General features: G+C 56.6%; 16 protein-coding genes and 1 rRNA gene. 4 read left to right on the top strand and 13 right to left on the bottom strand.

The features are described from left to right. Together rrf and OCH02_RS15795 are read left to right on the top strand one after the other, a co-directional pair. A 5S ribosomal RNA gene (rrf, locus tag OCH02_RS15800) occupies positions 1 to 110 on the top strand; the annotation flags it as partial. Positions 111 to 344: 234 nt separating this feature from the next. Continuing rightward, complete coding sequence (locus OCH02_RS15795) at positions 345 to 1655, top strand: MFS family transporter (RefSeq protein WP_261432031.1); 1311 nt, start codon at positions 345 to 347, stop codon at positions 1653 to 1655. A 1-nt stretch (position 1656) separates the two neighbouring features. Here the strand turns inward: OCH02_RS15795 and OCH02_RS15790 are convergent, their stop codons facing one another. The 5 genes from OCH02_RS15790 to trxC all read right to left on the bottom strand — a co-directional run bounded on the left by OCH02_RS15790 (position 1657) and on the right by trxC (position 7521). Further along, positions 1657 to 1989: a YfiM family lipoprotein gene (locus OCH02_RS15790; protein ID WP_261432030.1), complete on the bottom strand. Its 333-nt coding sequence runs from the start codon at positions 1987 to 1989 to the stop codon at positions 1657 to 1659. Positions 1990 to 2068: 79 nt separating this feature from the next. Further along, on the bottom strand, positions 2069 to 3424 hold the full coding sequence (gene pssA / locus OCH02_RS15785; RefSeq protein WP_261432029.1) for a CDP-diacylglycerol--serine O-phosphatidyltransferase: 1356 nt from the start codon (positions 3422 to 3424) through the stop codon (positions 2069 to 2071). A 153-nt stretch (positions 3425 to 3577) separates the two neighbouring features. After that, positions 3578 to 6226 (bottom strand): bifunctional acetate--CoA ligase family protein/GNAT family N-acetyltransferase, encoded by a 2649-nt coding sequence (locus OCH02_RS15780; protein WP_261432028.1) that lies wholly within the window; start codon positions 6224 to 6226, stop codon positions 3578 to 3580. 33 nt (positions 6227 to 6259) lie between these two features. Next, positions 6260 to 6964, bottom strand: coding sequence for a tRNA-uridine aminocarboxypropyltransferase (locus OCH02_RS15775; protein WP_261432026.1), 705 nt, complete (start codon positions 6962 to 6964; stop codon positions 6260 to 6262). A 137-nt stretch (positions 6965 to 7101) separates the two neighbouring features. Next, positions 7102 to 7521, bottom strand: a complete 420-nt coding sequence (gene trxC, locus OCH02_RS15770) for a thioredoxin TrxC (RefSeq protein ID WP_012146452.1) — start codon at positions 7519 to 7521, stop codon at positions 7102 to 7104. A 208-nt stretch (positions 7522 to 7729) separates the two neighbouring features. On the opposite strand from trxC, the gene OCH02_RS15765 reads away from it, so the two are divergent. Continuing rightward, complete coding sequence (locus OCH02_RS15765) at positions 7730 to 8830, top strand: tRNA/rRNA methyltransferase (RefSeq protein ID WP_261432024.1); 1101 nt, start codon at positions 7730 to 7732, stop codon at positions 8828 to 8830. 56 nt (positions 8831 to 8886) lie between these two features. On the opposite strand, the gene emrB is transcribed toward OCH02_RS15765, so the two are convergent. From emrB to OCH02_RS15730, 7 genes are all read right to left on the bottom strand, one after another. Next, on the bottom strand, positions 8887 to 10422 hold the full coding sequence (emrB, locus tag OCH02_RS15760) for a multidrug efflux MFS transporter permease subunit EmrB (protein WP_012146450.1): 1536 nt from the start codon (positions 10420 to 10422) through the stop codon (positions 8887 to 8889). Between the two features lie 17 nt (positions 10423 to 10439). Continuing rightward, on the bottom strand, positions 10440 to 11612 hold the full coding sequence (gene emrA, locus OCH02_RS15755; protein ID WP_261432023.1) for a multidrug efflux MFS transporter periplasmic adaptor subunit EmrA: 1173 nt from the start codon (positions 11610 to 11612) through the stop codon (positions 10440 to 10442). A gap of 150 nt (positions 11613 to 11762) precedes the next feature. Next, a complete protein-coding gene (locus OCH02_RS15750) occupies positions 11763 to 13214 on the bottom strand; it encodes an efflux transporter outer membrane subunit (RefSeq protein WP_261432022.1) in 1452 nt (483 codons plus the stop codon). A gap of 21 nt (positions 13215 to 13235) precedes the next feature. Next, positions 13236 to 13757 (bottom strand): transcriptional repressor MprA, encoded by a 522-nt coding sequence (mprA, locus tag OCH02_RS15745; protein ID WP_012146447.1) that lies wholly within the window; start codon positions 13755 to 13757, stop codon positions 13236 to 13238. A gap of 159 nt (positions 13758 to 13916) precedes the next feature. Continuing rightward, positions 13917 to 14270: an L-valine transporter subunit YgaH gene (gene ygaH, locus OCH02_RS15740; RefSeq protein WP_261432021.1), complete on the bottom strand. Its 354-nt coding sequence runs from the start codon at positions 14268 to 14270 to the stop codon at positions 13917 to 13919. Beyond that, complete coding sequence (locus OCH02_RS15735) at positions 14260 to 15006, bottom strand: AzlC family ABC transporter permease (RefSeq protein ID WP_261432020.1); 747 nt, start codon at positions 15004 to 15006, stop codon at positions 14260 to 14262. The genes ygaH and OCH02_RS15735 overlap by 11 nt, the downstream gene beginning before the upstream one ends. 120 nt (positions 15007 to 15126) lie before the next feature. After that, complete coding sequence (locus tag OCH02_RS15730) at positions 15127 to 16326, bottom strand: MFS transporter (RefSeq protein WP_261432018.1); 1200 nt, start codon at positions 16324 to 16326, stop codon at positions 15127 to 15129. Positions 16327 to 16430: 104 nt separating this feature from the next. On the opposite strand from OCH02_RS15730, the gene OCH02_RS15725 reads away from it, so the two are divergent. Continuing rightward, positions 16431 to 17309: a LysR family transcriptional regulator gene (locus tag OCH02_RS15725; RefSeq protein ID WP_261432017.1), complete on the top strand. Its 879-nt coding sequence runs from the start codon at positions 16431 to 16433 to the stop codon at positions 17307 to 17309. A gap of 40 nt (positions 17310 to 17349) precedes the next feature. On the opposite strand, the gene proX is transcribed toward OCH02_RS15725, so the two are convergent. Next, positions 17350 to 18351 carry a glycine betaine/L-proline ABC transporter substrate-binding protein ProX gene (proX, locus tag OCH02_RS15720; RefSeq protein WP_012146442.1) on the bottom strand — a complete coding sequence of 334 codons (1002 nt, stop codon included), beginning with the start codon at positions 18349 to 18351 and terminating at the stop codon, positions 17350 to 17352. Between the last annotated feature and the right edge of the window lie 47 nt (positions 18352 to 18398).

Raw genomic sequence — 18398 nt, 5'->3', positions numbered from 1 at the left:
GGCAATAGCGCGGTGGTCCCACCTGACCCCATGCCGAACTCAGAAGTGAAACGCCGTAGCGCCGATGGTAGTGTGGGGTCTCCCCATGCGAGAGTAGGACACTGCCAGGCATCAAACAAAGTACAAAGCCTCATGCGAAAGCATGGGGCTTTGTACTTTGTCTGCTATAAATAAATGACCGTTATCCCACCAATTTTCAGACCACTCTTCAATGCACATCACATAAATCACGCTATATTCTTCGCCCGCTATTTGTTTTAATTGTTAACCAAATACTAACAATTAAATCACATTCAAACGGCAGGACGCCGACTTCACTGTTTATCTGGCTCGGAGAATATAAAATGACAGAAACAACCTCGGCCATTGAGGATGAAGGGGTCGCCGATCTGGCGGTTCAGGACAAAAAGAAGCGTATTTTCGCGATTGTTGGGGCTTCATCAGGGAACCTGGTGGAGTGGTTTGATTTTTACGTCTATTCCTTCTGTTCTATCTACTTTGCCGCCTCGTTTTTCCCCGCCGGCAACAGCACTACCCAGTTGCTGCAAACGGCCGGTGTGTTTGCGGCAGGTTTCTTCATGCGGCCAATCGGTGGCTGGTTGTTCGGGTATATTGCCGATAAGCATGGCCGTAAAAACTCAATGCTGATCTCTGTCTGTATGATGTGCGCTGGATCGTTGGTGATCGCCTGTTTACCGACCTATGAGTCGATCGGCAGTTGGGCACCGGTGCTGCTGCTGGTTGCTCGCCTGTTCCAGGGGTTGTCGGTTGGCGGTGAATATGGCACCAGTGCTACCTATATGAGCGAGGTGGCCATAAAGGGGCGGCGCGGATTCTATGCATCATTCCAATATGTCACGCTGATTGGCGGTCAATTGCTGGCGCTGCTGGTTTTGGTGGCGTTGCAGCAAATCCTCTCTGCCGGCGAACTCAAGGCCTGGGGCTGGCGTATTCCTTTTGCGATAGGGGCGGTATTGGCCGTAGTGGCGTTATATCTCCGTCGTTCGCTAAATGAAACCTCCGATGCCAAAACCCGCAACCATAAGGATGCCGGTTCGCTGAAAGGGTTGTGGAAGAACCGTAAAGCCTTTCTGATGGTGCTGGGCTTTACCGCCGGTGGCTCGCTAAGTTTTTATACTTTTACGACCTATATGCAAAAGTATCTGGTTAATACCTCTGGAATGGACGCCAAGCTGGCCAGCGGTATTATGACTGCGGCCCTGTTTATCTACATGCTGCTGCAGCCGTTGGTTGGGGCATTATCGGACAAGATTGGTCGTCGAAGCTCAATGCTGATCTTTGCCTCTTTTGCCACCTTACTCACAGTACCTATTCTGTTAACCTTGAAGAATGTCAGCAACCCTTATGCGGCATTCGGTCTGATCGTGCTGGCACTGTTTATTGTCAGTTTTTATACCTCGATCAGCGGGCTGCTGAAAGCCGAAATGTTCCCGCCGGAAGTGCGGGCGCTAGGCGTTGGATTGTCTTACGCGGTGGCTAATGCGATGTTTGGCGGGTCTGCAGAATATGTTGCCCTGTCGCTGAAATCGTATGGCATAGAGAATGCCTTCTTCTGGTATGTTTCCGGCATGTGTTTGTTGGCGCTGATCGTTTCACTTCGCTTGCATCGCAAGGGGAAAGAGATCCAACTGTGAATCAGCGGGTGGCGTGGTACAGGCTATACCCCGTAGCCGCCCCCGCCACATCCCAGGCAAAATCCTTCCAGCTCCAGCCGGTGCCGCCTTCGCGACTGTCATACAGCTCTTTGGCGGCACCCAGCCCGATCGAAAACATCAGGCCAAAGCTCCGGCTGCGAGCCTCACTCCAGTTTTGATGATCGCCATAAGCGGCACCAGCGGCGGCAAAGACAGCGGAAGAGACAAAATGCTGCGCCTTGTCTTTTCCGGTCCAGCTGTCATTTGCCCAATGGGTGCAACCGCTGGTGAACAGGATAAAGGGCAGCACAAACAGACAGCGGAGTGGGCGCATAATGAAAACATCCTGTTGTCATGGCTCATAAAAAACCCCGGCATGGGCCGGGGTCTGCGATAGCTGAATTATAGCGCGCTTACAGTATACGGCTAATCAATCGGTCGATACGGATACGGCGCAGACGGCGGATCAGTTTACGCACTTTGATGGGATACTCCTGGATGCTTTGCAATTCCAGATAGTGTCCCACCACGGTGGTATGGGTGCGGATGCACTCCAGCTCTTTATGCCGCTGCTCACGCATTTCCTGCTTGGGATCGTGGATCAAAATGGCATTTTCCAGATCCAACCGCCAGGCGCGTGGGTTGAGGTTATTACCGGTAATCAACTGCCATTCGTCATCCACCCACATGCCTTTCAGGTGATAGCTGTTATCGCCGTCTTTCCACAGGCGAACAATCAGCTGACCGGTATCGATATAACGCTGCAGACGGCTGAGAAAGCGTCGCAGGTTGATTTCGTACAGGTAAGGCAGCGCGCCGATGATTTTGAATGGCTGATCTTCCGGAATATAGAAGTCATTAGCGGTTTTATCACCGACAATGATTTCCACCTGCTTGCCCTGGCGCAACAGATAAATAATATTGCGTACCAGCAGCGCCGGCAGGTTGAAGTAGGGGGTGCACAGCGTCAGTTTCTGATCGGCGCTGGACATCAGGTGGTGAATGGTTTTGTTCAGTATGCTTTGTTTACCCAGCCCAACCAGCGGAGTTACCGCCAGCTCATCGTTGCTGGCGTTGTTGCGAAACTGATAGCCGGCGCGGCGTAGGCCGAAACGGAACAGGCGAGTTTCGTTTTTGATCTCGGGGCTTTTCGGGCGATCGTCACGATCCAAGCGTTGTACGGCACCGGCGGTCAGCAGATGCTGTTTGATGTAATCGACCAGGGTATTGGCCAATTCACCGTTAGCGATCAGTTGGTAGCGATCGTAACGGTATTTTTCATGCTGATGCAGGTAAACGTCATTGATACTGGCACCGCTGTAAATCACGGTATCGTCGACAACAAAACCTTTCAGGTGCAACACGCCCAAGGCCTCACGGGTGTTGACCGGCACGCCGTATATCGGCACCGGCAGCCCCGGATGCTGGTCTGCCATTGAGCAGTACCAGTCGGCGTTGGTATTGGCGGCCGCGGCGCCGATGCGCCCACGCTGGGCACGATGCCAGTCGACCAGAATGCAAATCTCCAGCTCCGGACACCGCTGCTTAGCCTGATAAAGTGCGTTGAGAATATCGCGCCCGGCGTCGTCGTGCTCCAGATACAGAGCGACCAGATAAATGCGTTGGGTGGCCTTAGCGATTAATTCCAGCAGGGTGGCGCGGTAATCAGACGGCGTGTACAAAGTACGTACATCAGCTACCGTCTGAGGGAGTTTGGGCAGTTGTGCAAGGTGTTGTTGATGTTTGCTACGTTTAAATTTTGACAACATCACAGTGCGCTTCTTCTCTCATGATTAGATGGCCTGAACGCCAAATACGGAAAAACAATAAATCGAATAATCGGGCGATAATACCACTAGTTGCCTCGATTGTGCGTATGTTTTGGCGTTAAGTGGTGGATTCGTAGCGCATTGCGACACAGGTCACTGCGCTTCCTCCACCTGCAGCGGCAGGGTCAAATTAACGATACCGTCCTCAAGTTGCACATCAATACCAAAGCCCAATCGCTGTGCCAGCCCGATCATTCCGCGGTTGTTCGGCATGGTGATACCGGTCAGACGGGTCAACCCATGGGCTCGGGCATAGGCGATCATTTTTTCCAGCAGTTGGCGTCCCAGACCGAGTCCTTTCAGATCGGAACGCACCAGCACGGCAAATTCCGCATCAGTATTGTCCGGGTCGGACAGAGCGCGGGTTACGCCGATGATCTGTTCATCACGCACTGCTACAAAAGCCATTTCTCGATCGTAGTCGATCTGCGTCATGTTAGCCAAATCGTCATGGGTAAACTCGTTGATCTCACTGAAGTAGCGATAGTAGAGATCTTCCTTGGTTACGCGATCGATAAAGTGTTTCAACGCAGGCTCATCTTCCGGCAGGATCGGCCGGAACAGGCATTGCGAACCATCTTTCAACCCAATGGTTTCTTCCAGCTCATGGGGATAAGGACGGATCGCCAACCGCGCCTGTGGGTCGCCCACAAAGGGGGCAAGCTGCATGGAAACATCCAGCAGGGTGAATTCGCTGCCGGAGGCCAGTACCGGGTGGATGTCCAGCCGGGTGATTTCCGGACAGTCGAGGATCAGATTGGAGACTTGTACCAACAGGCGGCTCAGCCCGGGAATATCCAGCGGCCTCAGGGCGCTGCGCCCGCGTATTTTACCTCCTTTTACCGCCTGCAATACCAGATAGCGCGCCAGCGCCATATTCAGCGGCGGCAGCGCCACCGCGACCTGATTTTCCTGTCGCCATTCGATGCCACCTTCCCCCAGCATGATCAATGGGCCAAAAATGGCATCCTGTTCCACCGCAATACGCAGCTCTTGTGCCCCGGCGCGGTTAGCCATGCTCTGCACCAGCAAACCGTGAATACGCGCCTGCGGATAGGTGCGTTTCACCCGGTCAAGAATAGCTTCTGCGGCCCGCTGTACTTCAGTCGCGGTGCGTAAATAGAGCATGACGCCCTGCACTTCAGACTTGTGGGGAATATCCGGCGAACGCAGTTTCAGGGCTACCGGGTAGCCAATTTGTTCGGCGATATGCACCGCTTCGGCGCTGTCTTCGGCAATCCAGGTTGGTAACGTGGTCAGGTCATAGGCCTGCAGAATCGATTGCACCTCGTGGGTATCGAGTTGCGTAGCGCCTTCGGCCAGCGCCTGTTTAATTAATCGGTGGGCATCGGCGGTGTTGGCGGTCAGGCCGATTGGGAGCGCCGGAGTTTCTTTTAGCTGTTTCTGATTACGGCGGTATTCCACCATATGCATAAACGCGGTCACCGCGCCTTCCGGGGTGCGATAGGTGGGTATGCCAGCCTCGGTAAACAGCCGTCGGGCTTCCTGCGAGGAGTATTCGCCACACCAATTGGTGAGTAGCGTAATGCGTTTGCCACGCGGGTGTTGACGCACCGCTTCGATAATACGTTCAGCAGTAATGGTGCCCGGGGCCGCCGCGCTTGGAGCGTGGATCAGCAGTAAGGCGTCGTAGTCATGGCTGTCGAGCAGCGTTTTAACCGCCGCCAGATAACGTTGCGGTGTTGCGTCATCACGCAGGTCAATCGGGTTGCCGGCGAGGATAAACTCGGGCAAAGCCTCGCCAAGCCGCGTCAGGATCTCGTCCCCTAACTGCGCCAGCTTGCCGTTGCGGCCCAGCAGCTCGTCCAAAGCCATAGCGGCCGGTGCGGCACCGTTGCTGACGATCATCAGCCGCTCGCCGCGCAGCGGGTGCATATGGCTCAGGGTCTCTACTGCGGAAAACAGCTCATGGGTATCCTGCACGCGCAACAAACCGGCGCGCTGGATAGCAGCATCGTAGGCGGCATCCAGCCCCTGTTGGCTGTTAAGCAACAGCTGGGCCTGCTGGCTGCGGCCGCTTTTAACCACCAGAATCGGTTTGTTGCGTGAGGCGCTGCGCGAGGCGGATAAAAAGCGCCGTGCATCGCTGATGTTTTCCAGATACAGCAAAATGGCACTGGTTTTGCTATCCCGCGCCAGAAAGTCCAGCAGGTCGTCGACGTCAATATCCAGGCTATCGCCCAGCGCGATAAAATAGGAGAAGCCAACTTCACGCTGCTGTGCCCAGTCGAGAATGGTGTTGGCCACGGCGGCGGACTGGGAAATAAACGCCAGCTTGCCTTTGAGAATGGGGACCGGTGAGAAACTGGCGTTAATGCCTTGCCAGGGTGCCAGCAGGCCGAGGCTGTTTGGCCCCAGCAGGCGCATCGAATAACGCTGCGCGCAGGCTTTCAACTCGGCGAACTGTTCCGGCGGGGAGGAGAGCACAATGGCGGTTTTGCAGCCGCGCTTGCCCAGCGCTTCAATCAATGTCAGGTTACGCTGCGCATGGGTACAAAGTATCGCCAGATCGGGGCTGATGGGCAGGCTGGCGACGTCCGGATAGGCCATCACGCCGCACACGGCCTTGTAGCGTGGGGTGACCGGCATCACCGGCCCGTTGAAACCGCCGGCCAGCAGGTTGCTCATCATCAGGTTACCGGCGCGGCCGGGCTGTTGTGAAGCGCCGAGAACGGCAATCGATTTAGGACGTAAAAGCGCTTCTAACCCTCGCTGGCTCATGCACGACTCCTTTAGGCAACGTTACGCCTGATTCTAGGCGTTTTGCGACGGCTTTGCTGTGACCGGTACCTCCGGGCGGGTAGGTTTTCCGGCCAGATACTGTTGACGGAAATAGTAAAAATGCTCGACCAGCCCGTTGGCGGCGGCCAGATCACCGGCCTGCTGCAACAGCGCTGCCGCCACTTCGGCCGTGCAGTGCTGCTCGGTGCGGCTGGCTTCGCGCAGTTGGTAATTCGACGCGGCGGTCACATTGAGTGAGAACACCGGGAACTGATTGAGGTATGGGCTTTTTCGGAACATTTTGCTCGCCTCGGTCCAGGTGCCGTCGAGCATAATAAACAGCGGCGGTTTGCCACCGGCAGGCAATTCGCTGAATACCGCCCGCTCCGGGGCGGCATAAGAGGCGGGAAACACCACGTAAGGCTGGCGCTCGGGATCGTTAATCGCCGCCAGCAGGGCAGGGTCAACCTCGGTGCGCGACCAAAGAAATGCCTGGGTTTCCGGCAGAATATCGGCGATCAGTCGGCCGGTATTGCTCGGTTTCAGCGGTTCAGCACCAAACATGATCAGGCAAAAACGGCTGGCGGCAGGCTGTGGCTGGATACTGTCACACAGGCAGTTTTTATGGGGTAGCAGGCAGCCCTGACAACGCGGTACGCGGTTGCCACGCGCCAGAAAAGGGCGGGTAGAGCGTTCCAGGCGAAATTGGCGCAGGCGAAGGACGGCGTTGTCGGTCATAAAGATCTCGGGGAAAACCGCTATTGTAACGCAGAAAAAAGCCCGACGGGAGCGTTCGGGCTGGATTGCGTCATGGCGGTGTCAGCGACAATGGGCAACACCGCCTATTGAAAGGCGACGGGTATAGACTTTCTGCGTTAAACTAGTTCATTGAGCCAGTTATCGAACGGCGTTTTTGGCATGGCACCGTTGAGCATGTCGACCATTTTCCCTTCGCGGAACAGCATAATGGTCGGAATGCTGCGGATACGGAAACGGGCGCTCAGTTCAGGTTCCGCCTCGGTGTTGACTTTAACGAAGCGAACTTTGCCGGCGCGCTCCTCGGCGACGTCTTCAAAGATCGGGGCAAAACTGACGCAAGGGCCGCACCACGGCGCCCAAAAATCGACCACCACTGGCAGGCCATCTTGCAACAACGAGTCCAGTGTGGCGGCGGTGGCGTTGATCACCTCGCCGTCAAAGAGCGCATGGCCGCAACGGCCGCATTTCGCGCCGTCAGCCACTCGTTCTTCAGGCACGCGGTTGGTGGCATTACAAGCTGGACAAACTGTATTCATGATGACCTCGGATACTGAGAATGCACGACATGCCGCACTCGGGTTGCGGATATGTATCTTTAATGCTGCTTATTATCGTTAAAAGTAGGGCAATGAACAAAGAGGTTTGTTCAATGAATACGATAGTTGTTAGCTTTTAGCGCAAGTAGGTGGCTTAGCACCCCAACATCAGGTAATCTTCGCGCCCTGCGCGTTGGTGGAGAAGAAAATGAACGATTCATTTAGTGGCAAGAACGGTAAAGTTAAAGTGATGTACGTCCGCAGTGACGACGACAACAACAGCGACGACCGTAACAAGAATAAGCGTCCGGCCGGCAAAGGCCGTCCGGCAGACGGTGCGCGCTCTTCGGGCCGTACCGGTCAGGACAAGCCGCGCGGTAATAACGATCGCCGTGGCTCTGGCTCTGATTCCCGCCGCAGTGAAAGCGACCGTCCTCGCCGTCCAGCGCAAACTGAAGACCGTGGCGGTTATGATTCGCCGTGGAGAACCGTGTCACGTGGCCCGGAAGAAGAGCCGGCGTTTGATCATGGCGGCATTAGCGGTAAGAGCTTTATCGATCCAGAGCAGTTGCGTCGTCAGCGTGCGGAAGAAACCCGTGTTTACGGTGAAAACGCCTGTCAGGCCCTGTTTGCCAGCCGTCCGGACGCTATCGTCCGCGCCTGGTTCGTACAGTCGGTCACGCCACGTTTTCGTGAAGCACTGCGCTGGATGGCGGCAAACCGCAAAGCCTATCACGTGGTGGATGAAGAAGAGCTGGCCAAAGCGTCCGGCACCGAACACCACGGCGGCGTCTGCTTCCTGATTAAAAAGCGTCAGGGTCTGGATGCGCAAACCTATCTGAAAGAAGCTCCGGCGAAAGACTGCGTGCTGGCGCTGGAAGAAGTAGGCAACCCGCACAACCTGGGTGCTATCGTGCGTTCTTGCGCTCACTTTGGCGTGAACGGCGTGTTGCTGCAGGATCCGGCGGTGCTGGAATCAGGTGCTGCGGTGCGTACGGCTGAAGGCGGTGCGGAACACATCAAGGCAATTAACGCCGATGACTTCCTGTCGGTGCTGGATACCTTCCGCAAAGCGGGTTACGCCATCGTCACCACCTCGAGCCACAAAGGGACTCCGTTGGCGCAGGCTAAGCTGCCGGCCAAAATGGTACTGGTACTCGGCCAGGAACGTGATGGCCTGAGCGACAGTGCCTGGCAGCAGGGCGACATGAACGTGTCTATCGGCGGTACCGGCAAGGTGGAAAGCCTGAACGTATCGGTCGCGACCGGTATTTTGCTGGCTGACTGGTGGCGTCAAAACCAGGCCTAAGGCTTTGCAGAATAAAAAAACGGGCACCCTGGGGTGCCCGTTTTGCTTTCTACTGTTTAGTGAGCGCCGCCGCCCCCACCGCCGGAGCTGAATGGCGGTTTCGCCACCCAGACCAGCGCCAGCAGGACCAAGAACACCCCAGCCGACAGCCAGAATATCTCGTTAGCCGAGATAATCAGCCCCTGCGCGGTGATCTCGTTGGCGATATAGGCCGACGCCTGCTGCTTGCTCATGCCAATCTGTTCCAGTTGCCGGTACATGTCTTGCGACTGCGGGCTGTAAGGATTCACAAACTCCGCCAGCTGCGAGTGGTGCTGCGACTCGCGCTGAGTCCACAGCGTGGTGGTGATCGACGTCCCGATCGACCCCGCCAGCGTACGGGTAAAGTTCGACAGGCTCGACGCCGCCGCCATACGCTCCGGCGGCAGGCCGGACAGCGTAATGGTGGTCAATGGCATAAAGAAGCAGGCGATGGCGAAGCCCTGGACAAACTGCGGCCACGCCGAAGCACCAAAGTCCATTCCCGGTTCAAACGTATAAGCGCGCCAGTAAAAGCACACGGCATACATAATGAAGCTGAAGGTCACCAGCCGTCGCATGTCGAGCCGGTTACCGAACTTGCCGATGATCGGCGACAGCAATACCGGTATCAACCCGATAGGTGCCGAAGCCAGCCCCGCCCAGGTAGCGGTATAGCCATACACCTCCTGCAGCAGCTGCGGCAATAGCACGATAGCGCCGAAATACAGCATATAGGCCAGGCTGATACACAGGCAGCCAACGGTAAAGTTGCGCGACTTGAACAGCGACAGATCCACCACCGGGTGGTCGTCCGTCAGTTCCCAGATAATCAGGAACACCAGCGCCACTACCGCCACTACCGTTAGCACTATTATCTCGGTGGAGTTGAACCAGTCCAGCTCTTTGCCCTGATCGAGCATCACCTGCAGCGAGCCAATACCGACGATCAACAGTACCAGACCGATGGTATCGATCGGTTTGATCTCGGTTTTGGTTTCCCTGCCTTTCAACGTCGACATCGCCACCAGGATCACCACGGCGCCAATCGGAATGTTGATGAAGAAGATCCAGCCCCAGTGATAGTTATCACTGATGTAACCGCCGAGGATAGGCCCGAATATTGGCGCGACGATCACCGTCATCGACCATAGCGCCAGGGCCATCGCTCGCTTGGCGGGCGGATAGTTGTTCAGCAACAGACTTTGCGACAGCGGGATCAGTGGCCCCGCGACCACGCCCTGGATCACGCGGAAGAAGATCAGCATGCCCAGGCTGTTGGAGATGCCGCACAGCCAGGAAGCGAGCACGAACAGTGCGGTGGACCAAAGGAACAGCCGCACTTCACCGACGCGCTTCGCCAGCCAGCCGGTGATCGGGATCGAGATAGCGTTCGCCACGCCAAACGAGGTGATCACCCAGGTCCCCTGCGAGTTGGAAGACCCGAGGTTACCCGCGATGGTCGGGATCGCCACGTTGGCAATGGTGGAGTCCAGCACCTGCATAAAGGTCGCCATGGCGAGCGCGACCGTCATCCAGGCGAGCTGGGCACCTTCAAGCGGTTTCTGTGCCAAGGTAGCCTCCCACGCGCTTAGCCGGCATTCGCATGGATCACGTCGGCGATCATCTGGTTAACCGGTGCCAGGTTCAACGCCAGCGCGTCGGTCTGATACAGCGGCTTGTCACGCACCACGTCAGACAGTACGCGGCCGTCCAGATTGGTGGTGTCAACTTTCACCAGCGTCGACAGACCGATACGCAGCGGATGATCGGCGATTTGCTTGGCATCCAGTTCAATACGTACCGGCAGACGCTGAACCACCTTGATCCAGTTACCGGTAGCATTCTGCGCAGGCAGCAGTGAGAAGGCGCTGCCGGTGCCCATATCGATACCGACCACTTTGCCGCTGTACACCACGTCGTCACCGTAAATATCACTGACCACGGTGGCCGACTGACCGATGCGCATATTGGCGATCTGGGTCTCTTTGAAGTTGGCGTCCACCCATATGTGATCGGCAGGCACCACCGCCATCAGCGGGGAACCGGCGGCAATTTGCGCGCCAACCTGTACGCTGCGACGGGACACATAGCCGGTGATCGGGCTGATGATTTTGGTACGCTGCAACGCCAGCCAGGCGTCACGCATTTGCGCAGCGGACTGTTGGATAGCCGGCTGTTGCTCCAGCGGGGTGTTCAGCACCATTGCCTGGTTAGCGTTATATTGCTGAACCGCCACTTCCAGTGCCGCTTTGGCGCTGTCGACCGCATCACGTGCATGTTGCAGTTCTTCACGGCCGATAGCGTCAAGGCTGCCCAGTACCACGCGGCGCTTCAGATCGTTCTCCGCCTTGCTCAGGTCAGACTTGCGCAGGGCAATGTTGGCCTGATACTGCTTGCTGTTGATGATCAGCTGGTGGGTCTGACGCACGCTGTTGGCCAGGCCGGTTTTGGCGCGTTCAAGCGCCTGTTCGGCATCGGTCGGATCCAGCGTGAGCAGCACATCCCCCTGCTTCACGTAGTCGGTATTGTCGAAGTTGACGCTGTTCACGCTACCGTTCACCTGGGCCATGATCTGCACCTGGTTACCGGACACGTAGGCGTCGTCCGTTTCCTGATGATGACGCAACACCAGGAACCAATACACTAAATATGCCACCCCAATAACAATAAAAATAACCGTCATCAACAGCAGCCAAAACTTGCGCTGCTTCTTTTTGCCGACAGGTTGTGGCGGGGTCTGAGTCTCCGCGCTTACGCTCATGGTGTTCTCCAAGCTCTCTTTATCCTTCATACTTGAAACTGTATCTGTGTTGGCTTCGTTCCTTCACCCGAATCACTTACTTGAGTAAGCTCCTCGGGATTCGTTCCCTTGCCGCCTGGATACAGTTCCAACTATTTTGGGTAGATTTTATTATGCTTTTGAATCCGCAGCGGCCGGGGCCTGATAGCCACCGCCCAACGCACGGATCAGTCCTATCTTCGCCTGCAGCAAGTTGCTGTTGGCATTCAGTTCCGCCTGTTGCTGCTGCAAGAGCTGCGTCTGGCTGGTTAACAACTGGTCGCGCCCGATAATCCCTGCCTGGTATCGAGCGTTAGCGACGCGGTACACCTGTTGCATCGATTGGGACGCAGATGCCGCCTGCAGCTGCTGTTGCGCAGTGCTTTGTTGGACGGTGATGGCATCGGCGGTTTCCTGCACGGCATTCAGGATGGTTTGGTTATAGGACTCCACCGCCTGGTCATACAGCGCGGACTCCTCACCCAGCTTGCTGCGCAGCGCACCGGCGTGGAAGATCGGCAATGAAATCGCCGGCATCACGTTCCAGGCCTGGCTGGCCGCTTCAAACAGATTCGGGCTGGTACCACTGGTGTTGGTGGTGGTCAGGCCGGCAAAGGCTGAAATGGTCAGGCTGGGGTAAAATTCCTTGCGGGCGGCGCTGACGCGTTGGCTGTAAGACTCCACCAACTGACGCTGCGCGGCGATATCCGGGCGTTTGCCCAGCAGATCGGCGGTCAGTTCACCTTTTGGCGCCATCAGATTACTGGCGGGCAGAGCCACCGGGCGCAGATGCTGCATCGCGCTCGGTCCCTGGCCGGCCAATGCGGCCAACTGGTGTCTTAGTTGTTCAATCTGCGACTGCAGCTGCAGGATCTGCTGCTTGGCACCGTCGGCCTGCGCCTGGCTTTGTTGCGGAACATCCACGCCGGTGATGCCGGCTTTATATTGTTGTTGGCGCAAATCCGTCAGGCGTTGGTTGTTGTCGACTTCCTGTTGCAGCAGTTTTTCCAGCGCGAAATTGCTCTGCAGCTGGAAATAGGCGGAGGCCACCGAGCTGGTCAGCGTCAGCGCAGCCTGTTCCTGCTCGGCGCGGGCCGCATCGACCTGCGCCTTGGCGGCGTTAACCTGATTGCGGTATTTACCCCACCAGTCAAATTCATAGGCAAGATTCAGCCCCAGCGAGTTGGAGCTCTCGTAGATCGGCTTATGCGGATAACCCAATCCCAAGTTGACGTTTTGCGGGACTTTCTGGCGGTTGCTGCTGGCGTTCAGATCCAGATTCGGGCCGTTGGCTGCACTGGCTTCACCCACCACGCTTTGCGCTTCGCGCACGCGCCCGGCGGCTTGTCTCAGCGTCGGTGAGCTTTGCAGCGTCTGGGTCATCAGGCTGTCGAGCTGCGGATCGTTGAGCGAACGCCACCACTGTGGGCTAACGTTCAGCGAGCTGACTTTCGGCTGTGACAATTGCAGGCTCTGCGAGTCCATCAGGGTGGATTGCGGGGCAATATTGTCGGTAGAAGCGCACCCGGCCAGCAGCAATACGGCGAACAGCGGGGTGAATCTCCAGTTAAACGGGGATCGCATAGTAGGTTACCTGAACAGAAATTATTGGGATAACTGTCCTGAAACTTCCATCTGGTCCAGACGCGTTAACAGCTTGCGCGTCAGCTGTTCAAGCTGTTGCTGTTCATCATCGTTCAGCGTGGACCACAGGAAATGCAGACATTTGTGCTGCGGTGGCAGCAGTTGGTTGAGAAACTCTTCTCCCTGCGGCGTCATGTGCAAATGCAGGCAACGACGGTCATGGTCGCTTTCCCGGCGTTCAATCCAGCCGCGTTTTTCCAGTTCATCGGCAATCCGCGTGGCATTGGTGCGTGACGAGCCCAGAGCAGAGCTTAGCTCAGAAGGCTGGATGCTGTGATTCTCCTGCGCATCCAGAGTAATCAGCGCCATAAACAGTGTTTCGTTAATCCCTTGTGCCTTGAGCATTTTATTGCGGTTTTCCAGCAGCTTGCTTTGCATGTGCATGCACAGCCGGGTCAGCAGAATTTCCTGATAAGGAAAATCTTTCTGACGTTTTGCGCGGAAATTAAGCATTTGTTCAATGGGAGTAAACGAGCTTTCCATAATTTGGGGCCTCATTAATTTCGTTCGAGATAGTAACGATAGTGATTAATAATGTAAATCTTCAGCCGTGCGAATAATTTAGCAATTCGTGTCATTTGTAAGTTATTTGTCAACGCCCCATTCGCGATCGACAGCTCAGAATGGGGGGGACGGATAAAATCAAAGGCTGGCAGGACCGAAAATCATAAATATTTTTAACGTGATGCCAAAGGCGAGCGCACCGCTCAAGGTAGACAGAATGATGCTTTTACTGCGGTAAAAGCACAGCCCCAGGGCGGCGAAACCGACCAGCGTCGGCCACAGCTTGTCCGGTTCACGCATCACCATCGGCGTGCTGGATACCACCAACAGTGCACAAATGGAGGCGATACCAATGCTGTCGAGCAACAGCGCGGTTTTACCGCGTTTAATGCCCGGTTGGGCACGCGCCGGTGCCAGGCGTAAGGGCAGGTAACGGAACAGGTAATTAGCGCAACCGACCACCAGGCCAATCACCACCACATCAGTGTTCATCGATGGCCTCCGTTGCGGTGGGTTGGAACAGGGCGGCAATACAGCCGGCGCTGATGCCGGCTAAAATGGCGACGGGAATGGAAAACAGCACCACGCCAAGCAGCGCGCCAGCCAGTGCGGCGAGGATAGTCAGGCTTTGTGGACGCCTGAAGGCGGCCAGCAGGAAGCTGAGGAACAGCGCCGGCAGCATAAAGGACAGTGAGGCTTCAATCACCGGGTATTGCTCCAGCGGCCCGTTACCGAACAGTGCTCCGATGGCGGTACCTGCCACCCACGACAGCCAGGAGCACAGTGAAATGCCGAGCATCCAGTTCTCGCTCCAACTGCGGTTATTACGCATCAGTTTGGCGGTAGCGGCAGCGAATACTTCGTCGGTCAAGCCAAAGGCCCAGAGTGCGGTTTTACCGCCCGACATGCGTGAGACGATGCGGTGGCGCAGAGCGGGGCCATACAGCAGATGCCGAATATCCATGGCCATCACGGTCAGCGCGGAAACCCACAGCGACATGCCGGCGCTCAGCAGGGCGGTGATCACGAACTGGCTGGCACCCGCATAGATAACGCAGGAAAAGAAGATGCTCTCCAGTGGGGAGAACCCCAGCTTAACGGCGCTCAGGCCAAAGGCAAAGGCCACCGGCACATAGCCGATGACGATCGGTAAACTGTCGACGATGCCGTGGGTGAAGGTAGAACTGACGGCTGGGGGATTGAGGTTTTCTGCAGCTTGGCTTTGCATGTTTATGAGTGTCGCAGGATAGAGAGATCAATAGTTCATCTGCAGAACATTACCAGAGAGTGAATAATGTTTATACCCTGCGGCGCTAATAAATTCCTAATATGACTATTCGCTTGCTAATCAGATTGTCGCCGGTCCTTGCGGATCATGGTGCTTGCCGCGCCACCAGGTCAGCAGGTTGAGCAGGCACAAAACGCCCCCGGCCGCGGCAACGCCAGTCCAGCCGGCATGTTGATAGGCCGAGGCAGACAGCAGTGAGCCGAGCGCCCCCCCGATGAAATAGCTGGTCATGTAGCCGGCGGTCAGGCGGTTGCGCGCTTCCGGCATAATCCGGTAAATCACGCTTTGGTTAGTGACGTGTACGGCTTGTACGGCCAAATCAAGGATCAGAATACCGGCGATCAACGCCCACAAGGACTGTTTAGCGAAAGCGATGGGTATCCAGGAAAGCAGCAGCAGGACCAGGCCCACGGTGGTGGTTAAACCGGCCTTGCCCTGATCCGCCAAATGCCCGGCGCGTGAAGCCGCCAATGCGCCAGCCGCGCCGACCAGGCCAAACAGGCCAATCACCCCTTCGGAATAACCAAACGGTGGTGCCGCCAGCAGGAAGGCCATCGAGGTCCACAGCACGCTGAAATTGGCGAACGACAGCGCCCCGAGTATCGCGCGGGTACGCAGCAGGGGGGTACCGCAAAACAGGGTGAAGATCGATTTCAGCAACTGCGGGTAATTCAGCCCCGAATGCTGCTTGTAACGCGGCAGTGCGCGCCACAGGATCAGCGCCATCAGGATCATCAGTACGCTGGCGACCCAGTAAATGGTGCGCCAGCCGCCGATTGACGCCAGCGCTCCGGCCACGGTGCGTGCCAACAGAATACCGAGCAGCAGGCCGCTCATAATAATGCCGACGGTTTTGCCGCGTTTCTCCGGATGGGCCAGGGTGGCCGCCAGCGGCACCAGAATTTGCGCCACCACCGAGAATAGCCCGGTGAGTGCGGTACCGAGGATCATCATCGGCAAGGTCGTGGAACTGGCGGTGATCAGCATGCCGCCCGCCGCCAGCAGCGTCATAAAGACGATCAGTCCGCGGCGTTCAAACATATCGCCGAGTGGCACCAGCAACAGCAGGCCAACGGCGTAGCCCAACTGGGCAGCCGTGACGATAAAGCCGGCCTGATTAACCGACAAATCAAAGTTCTGAGCGATGGTTTCCAGCAGCGGCTGGGCGTAATAGTTACTGGCGACGGCCAGACCGGTGGCGATGGCGATCAGCACGATCAGCGCCGGGCTGAGACCCGGCTGTGAATGTTGTTGGCTCATAAGATATTAATCACAGGGAAAAGTTAGCCGAAGTATCGGGCACGACAGCCGGTGAATCCAATGTATAATTTTCATTTGATCAATCTCATTTTGCGATAGATGCCATGAACCTGAAACAGATACGCTTTGCGTTGGCGGTAGCCGAAGAGCAGAGCTTTACCCGGGCGGCGCAGCGCTGCCATACGGTGCAGTCTGCTCTGAGCCACCAGATCGCCAAACTGGAAGAGGAACTGGGCTGTACATTGTTCGAACGCACCTCGCGGCGTGTTAGGCTGACCACCGCAGGGCAGGCGTTTATTCAACCGGCGCAACGGCTGCTGGCGGCGAAACAGGCGCTGGTGGAAGAGGTGGTTGCCGCCAGCGGTACGGTATCCGGCACCCTGACCATCGGCACTATTTCAACCATAAACGCGATTGATCTGACCGAAAAACTGGGCAACTTTCATCGCCATTATCCGGCGGTGAATATCCGGCTGTACGTGGGCATGAGCGAAGCATTGCTGGAAGACGTCCGCCAACAAAAAACGGACGTGGCGTTTGTTGGTCTCTGGCCGGGGGATATCGATATGCTGCCGGTGTCGCATCGGCAGCTAACCGATGAGCCGCTGGTCGCACTGGTGGCGACGCAGCATCCGCTGGCCAGTCGTCAACGGGTCAATCTGCAAACCCTGTCAGAAGTACCGCTGGTGGACTTTTACAGCGGGACCGGTGCCCGGCGGCAGACCGACCGTGCGTTTCAGGCCGCAGGTATCAAGCGGCATGTCAGTTTTGAAATTGACCATATCGAATGGCTGGAAAATCTGGTGCGGCGTGGGTTGGCGGCAGGCATTGTGCCCATCTCGACGGCGCAGCGTTTGGGTTCGCTGGTGTCGATCCCGATCGAGGATGGTCCACGGCGACAGGTGTACTGCGTATGGCCGCAGCCGCTGTCCAGAACCGCCGAGCGGTTTTTGCAGTTTAGTGGGATAGGTATTGCTGAATGAATAGAACGGGGCGCAGTGGCTGAACTGCGCCCCGGTGTTATTACTTCTTCGCGGCTTCGGCGGCGGTTTTCACCCAGCCGTCAAAGGTGGCCTGATGCGCTTTGATCCAGCCATTTACGTGGCCCTGGATATCGGCTTCGGACGCCTGACCTTCATGCATCCGCAGGTTCTGCGCATTCACGTCGCTAATCGGCAGCTTCATGATGGCAAACAGTTTGGCGGCTGCCGGGTTGGCTTCGGCCCATTTTTTGTTGGCGGCGATGCGCATGGTGTTCACCGGGAACCCATAGTTGGCACCGTTTGGCAGCTTGGTATCCATATCTTTCATTTCGCCCGGCATGGCGGAAAACGGCACCTGCAACCAGACGACGTCACGGCCCGGTACCAGCACGTCACTCACCCAGTATGGCGTCCAGGTGTAATACAGCACCGGCTTGCCTTCTTTGTAGCGGGTAATGGTATCGGCAATCATCGCCGCGTAGTTGCCCTGGTTGTGCTCGACGGTCTTATCCAGGCCGTAGGCCTTGATGTGGTGGTTAATCGCCGCCTCACAGCCCCAGCCCGGCGTACAACCGGTCAGATCGGCCTTGCCGTCACCGTTAGTGTCAAACAGCTTGGCGATCTTCGGATCTTTCAACTGCTCAACGTTGGTGATGTGGTATTTATCGGCGGTTTTTTTGTCGATCAGGTAACCCTGCGCCGCGCCGTTGACGTAAACCCCTTCGCGGTAAAACTTGGCGTCGCCGCCGGCGGCCTTGTACTGATCGGCGTGCAGCGGATCCCAGTTCACCGCCAGGAAGGTTGCGTCGCCAGAGGCGATCGACGTGTAGGCGACGTTATAGTCGACTTCACGGGTGTCCTTGACGTCATAGCCCAACTTCTCCAGCGCCTTGCTGACCAGCAGCGTCTGGAAGGTTTCTTCAGATATGGTGCTTTGTACCGGCTGAACGCTAATGCCTTTACCCGGCAAGTCCGCGGCGGAAACCGCCTGTGAGCTAATCAATGTGGTGAGGGCAACCGCCCAGATTCCTGTAGTGCGCATAGTGAAATACCTTTTTTATGTTATGAAGCCGGGATTTCCGGCACGTC

The organism is Serratia quinivorans (genome assembly GCF_946227985.1).
Taxonomy (GTDB): domain Bacteria; phylum Pseudomonadota; class Gammaproteobacteria; order Enterobacterales; family Enterobacteriaceae; genus Serratia; species Serratia quinivorans_A.
Note: the sequence above shows the minus strand (reverse complement) of the source record. Positions and strands in the feature narration are given on the sequence as shown.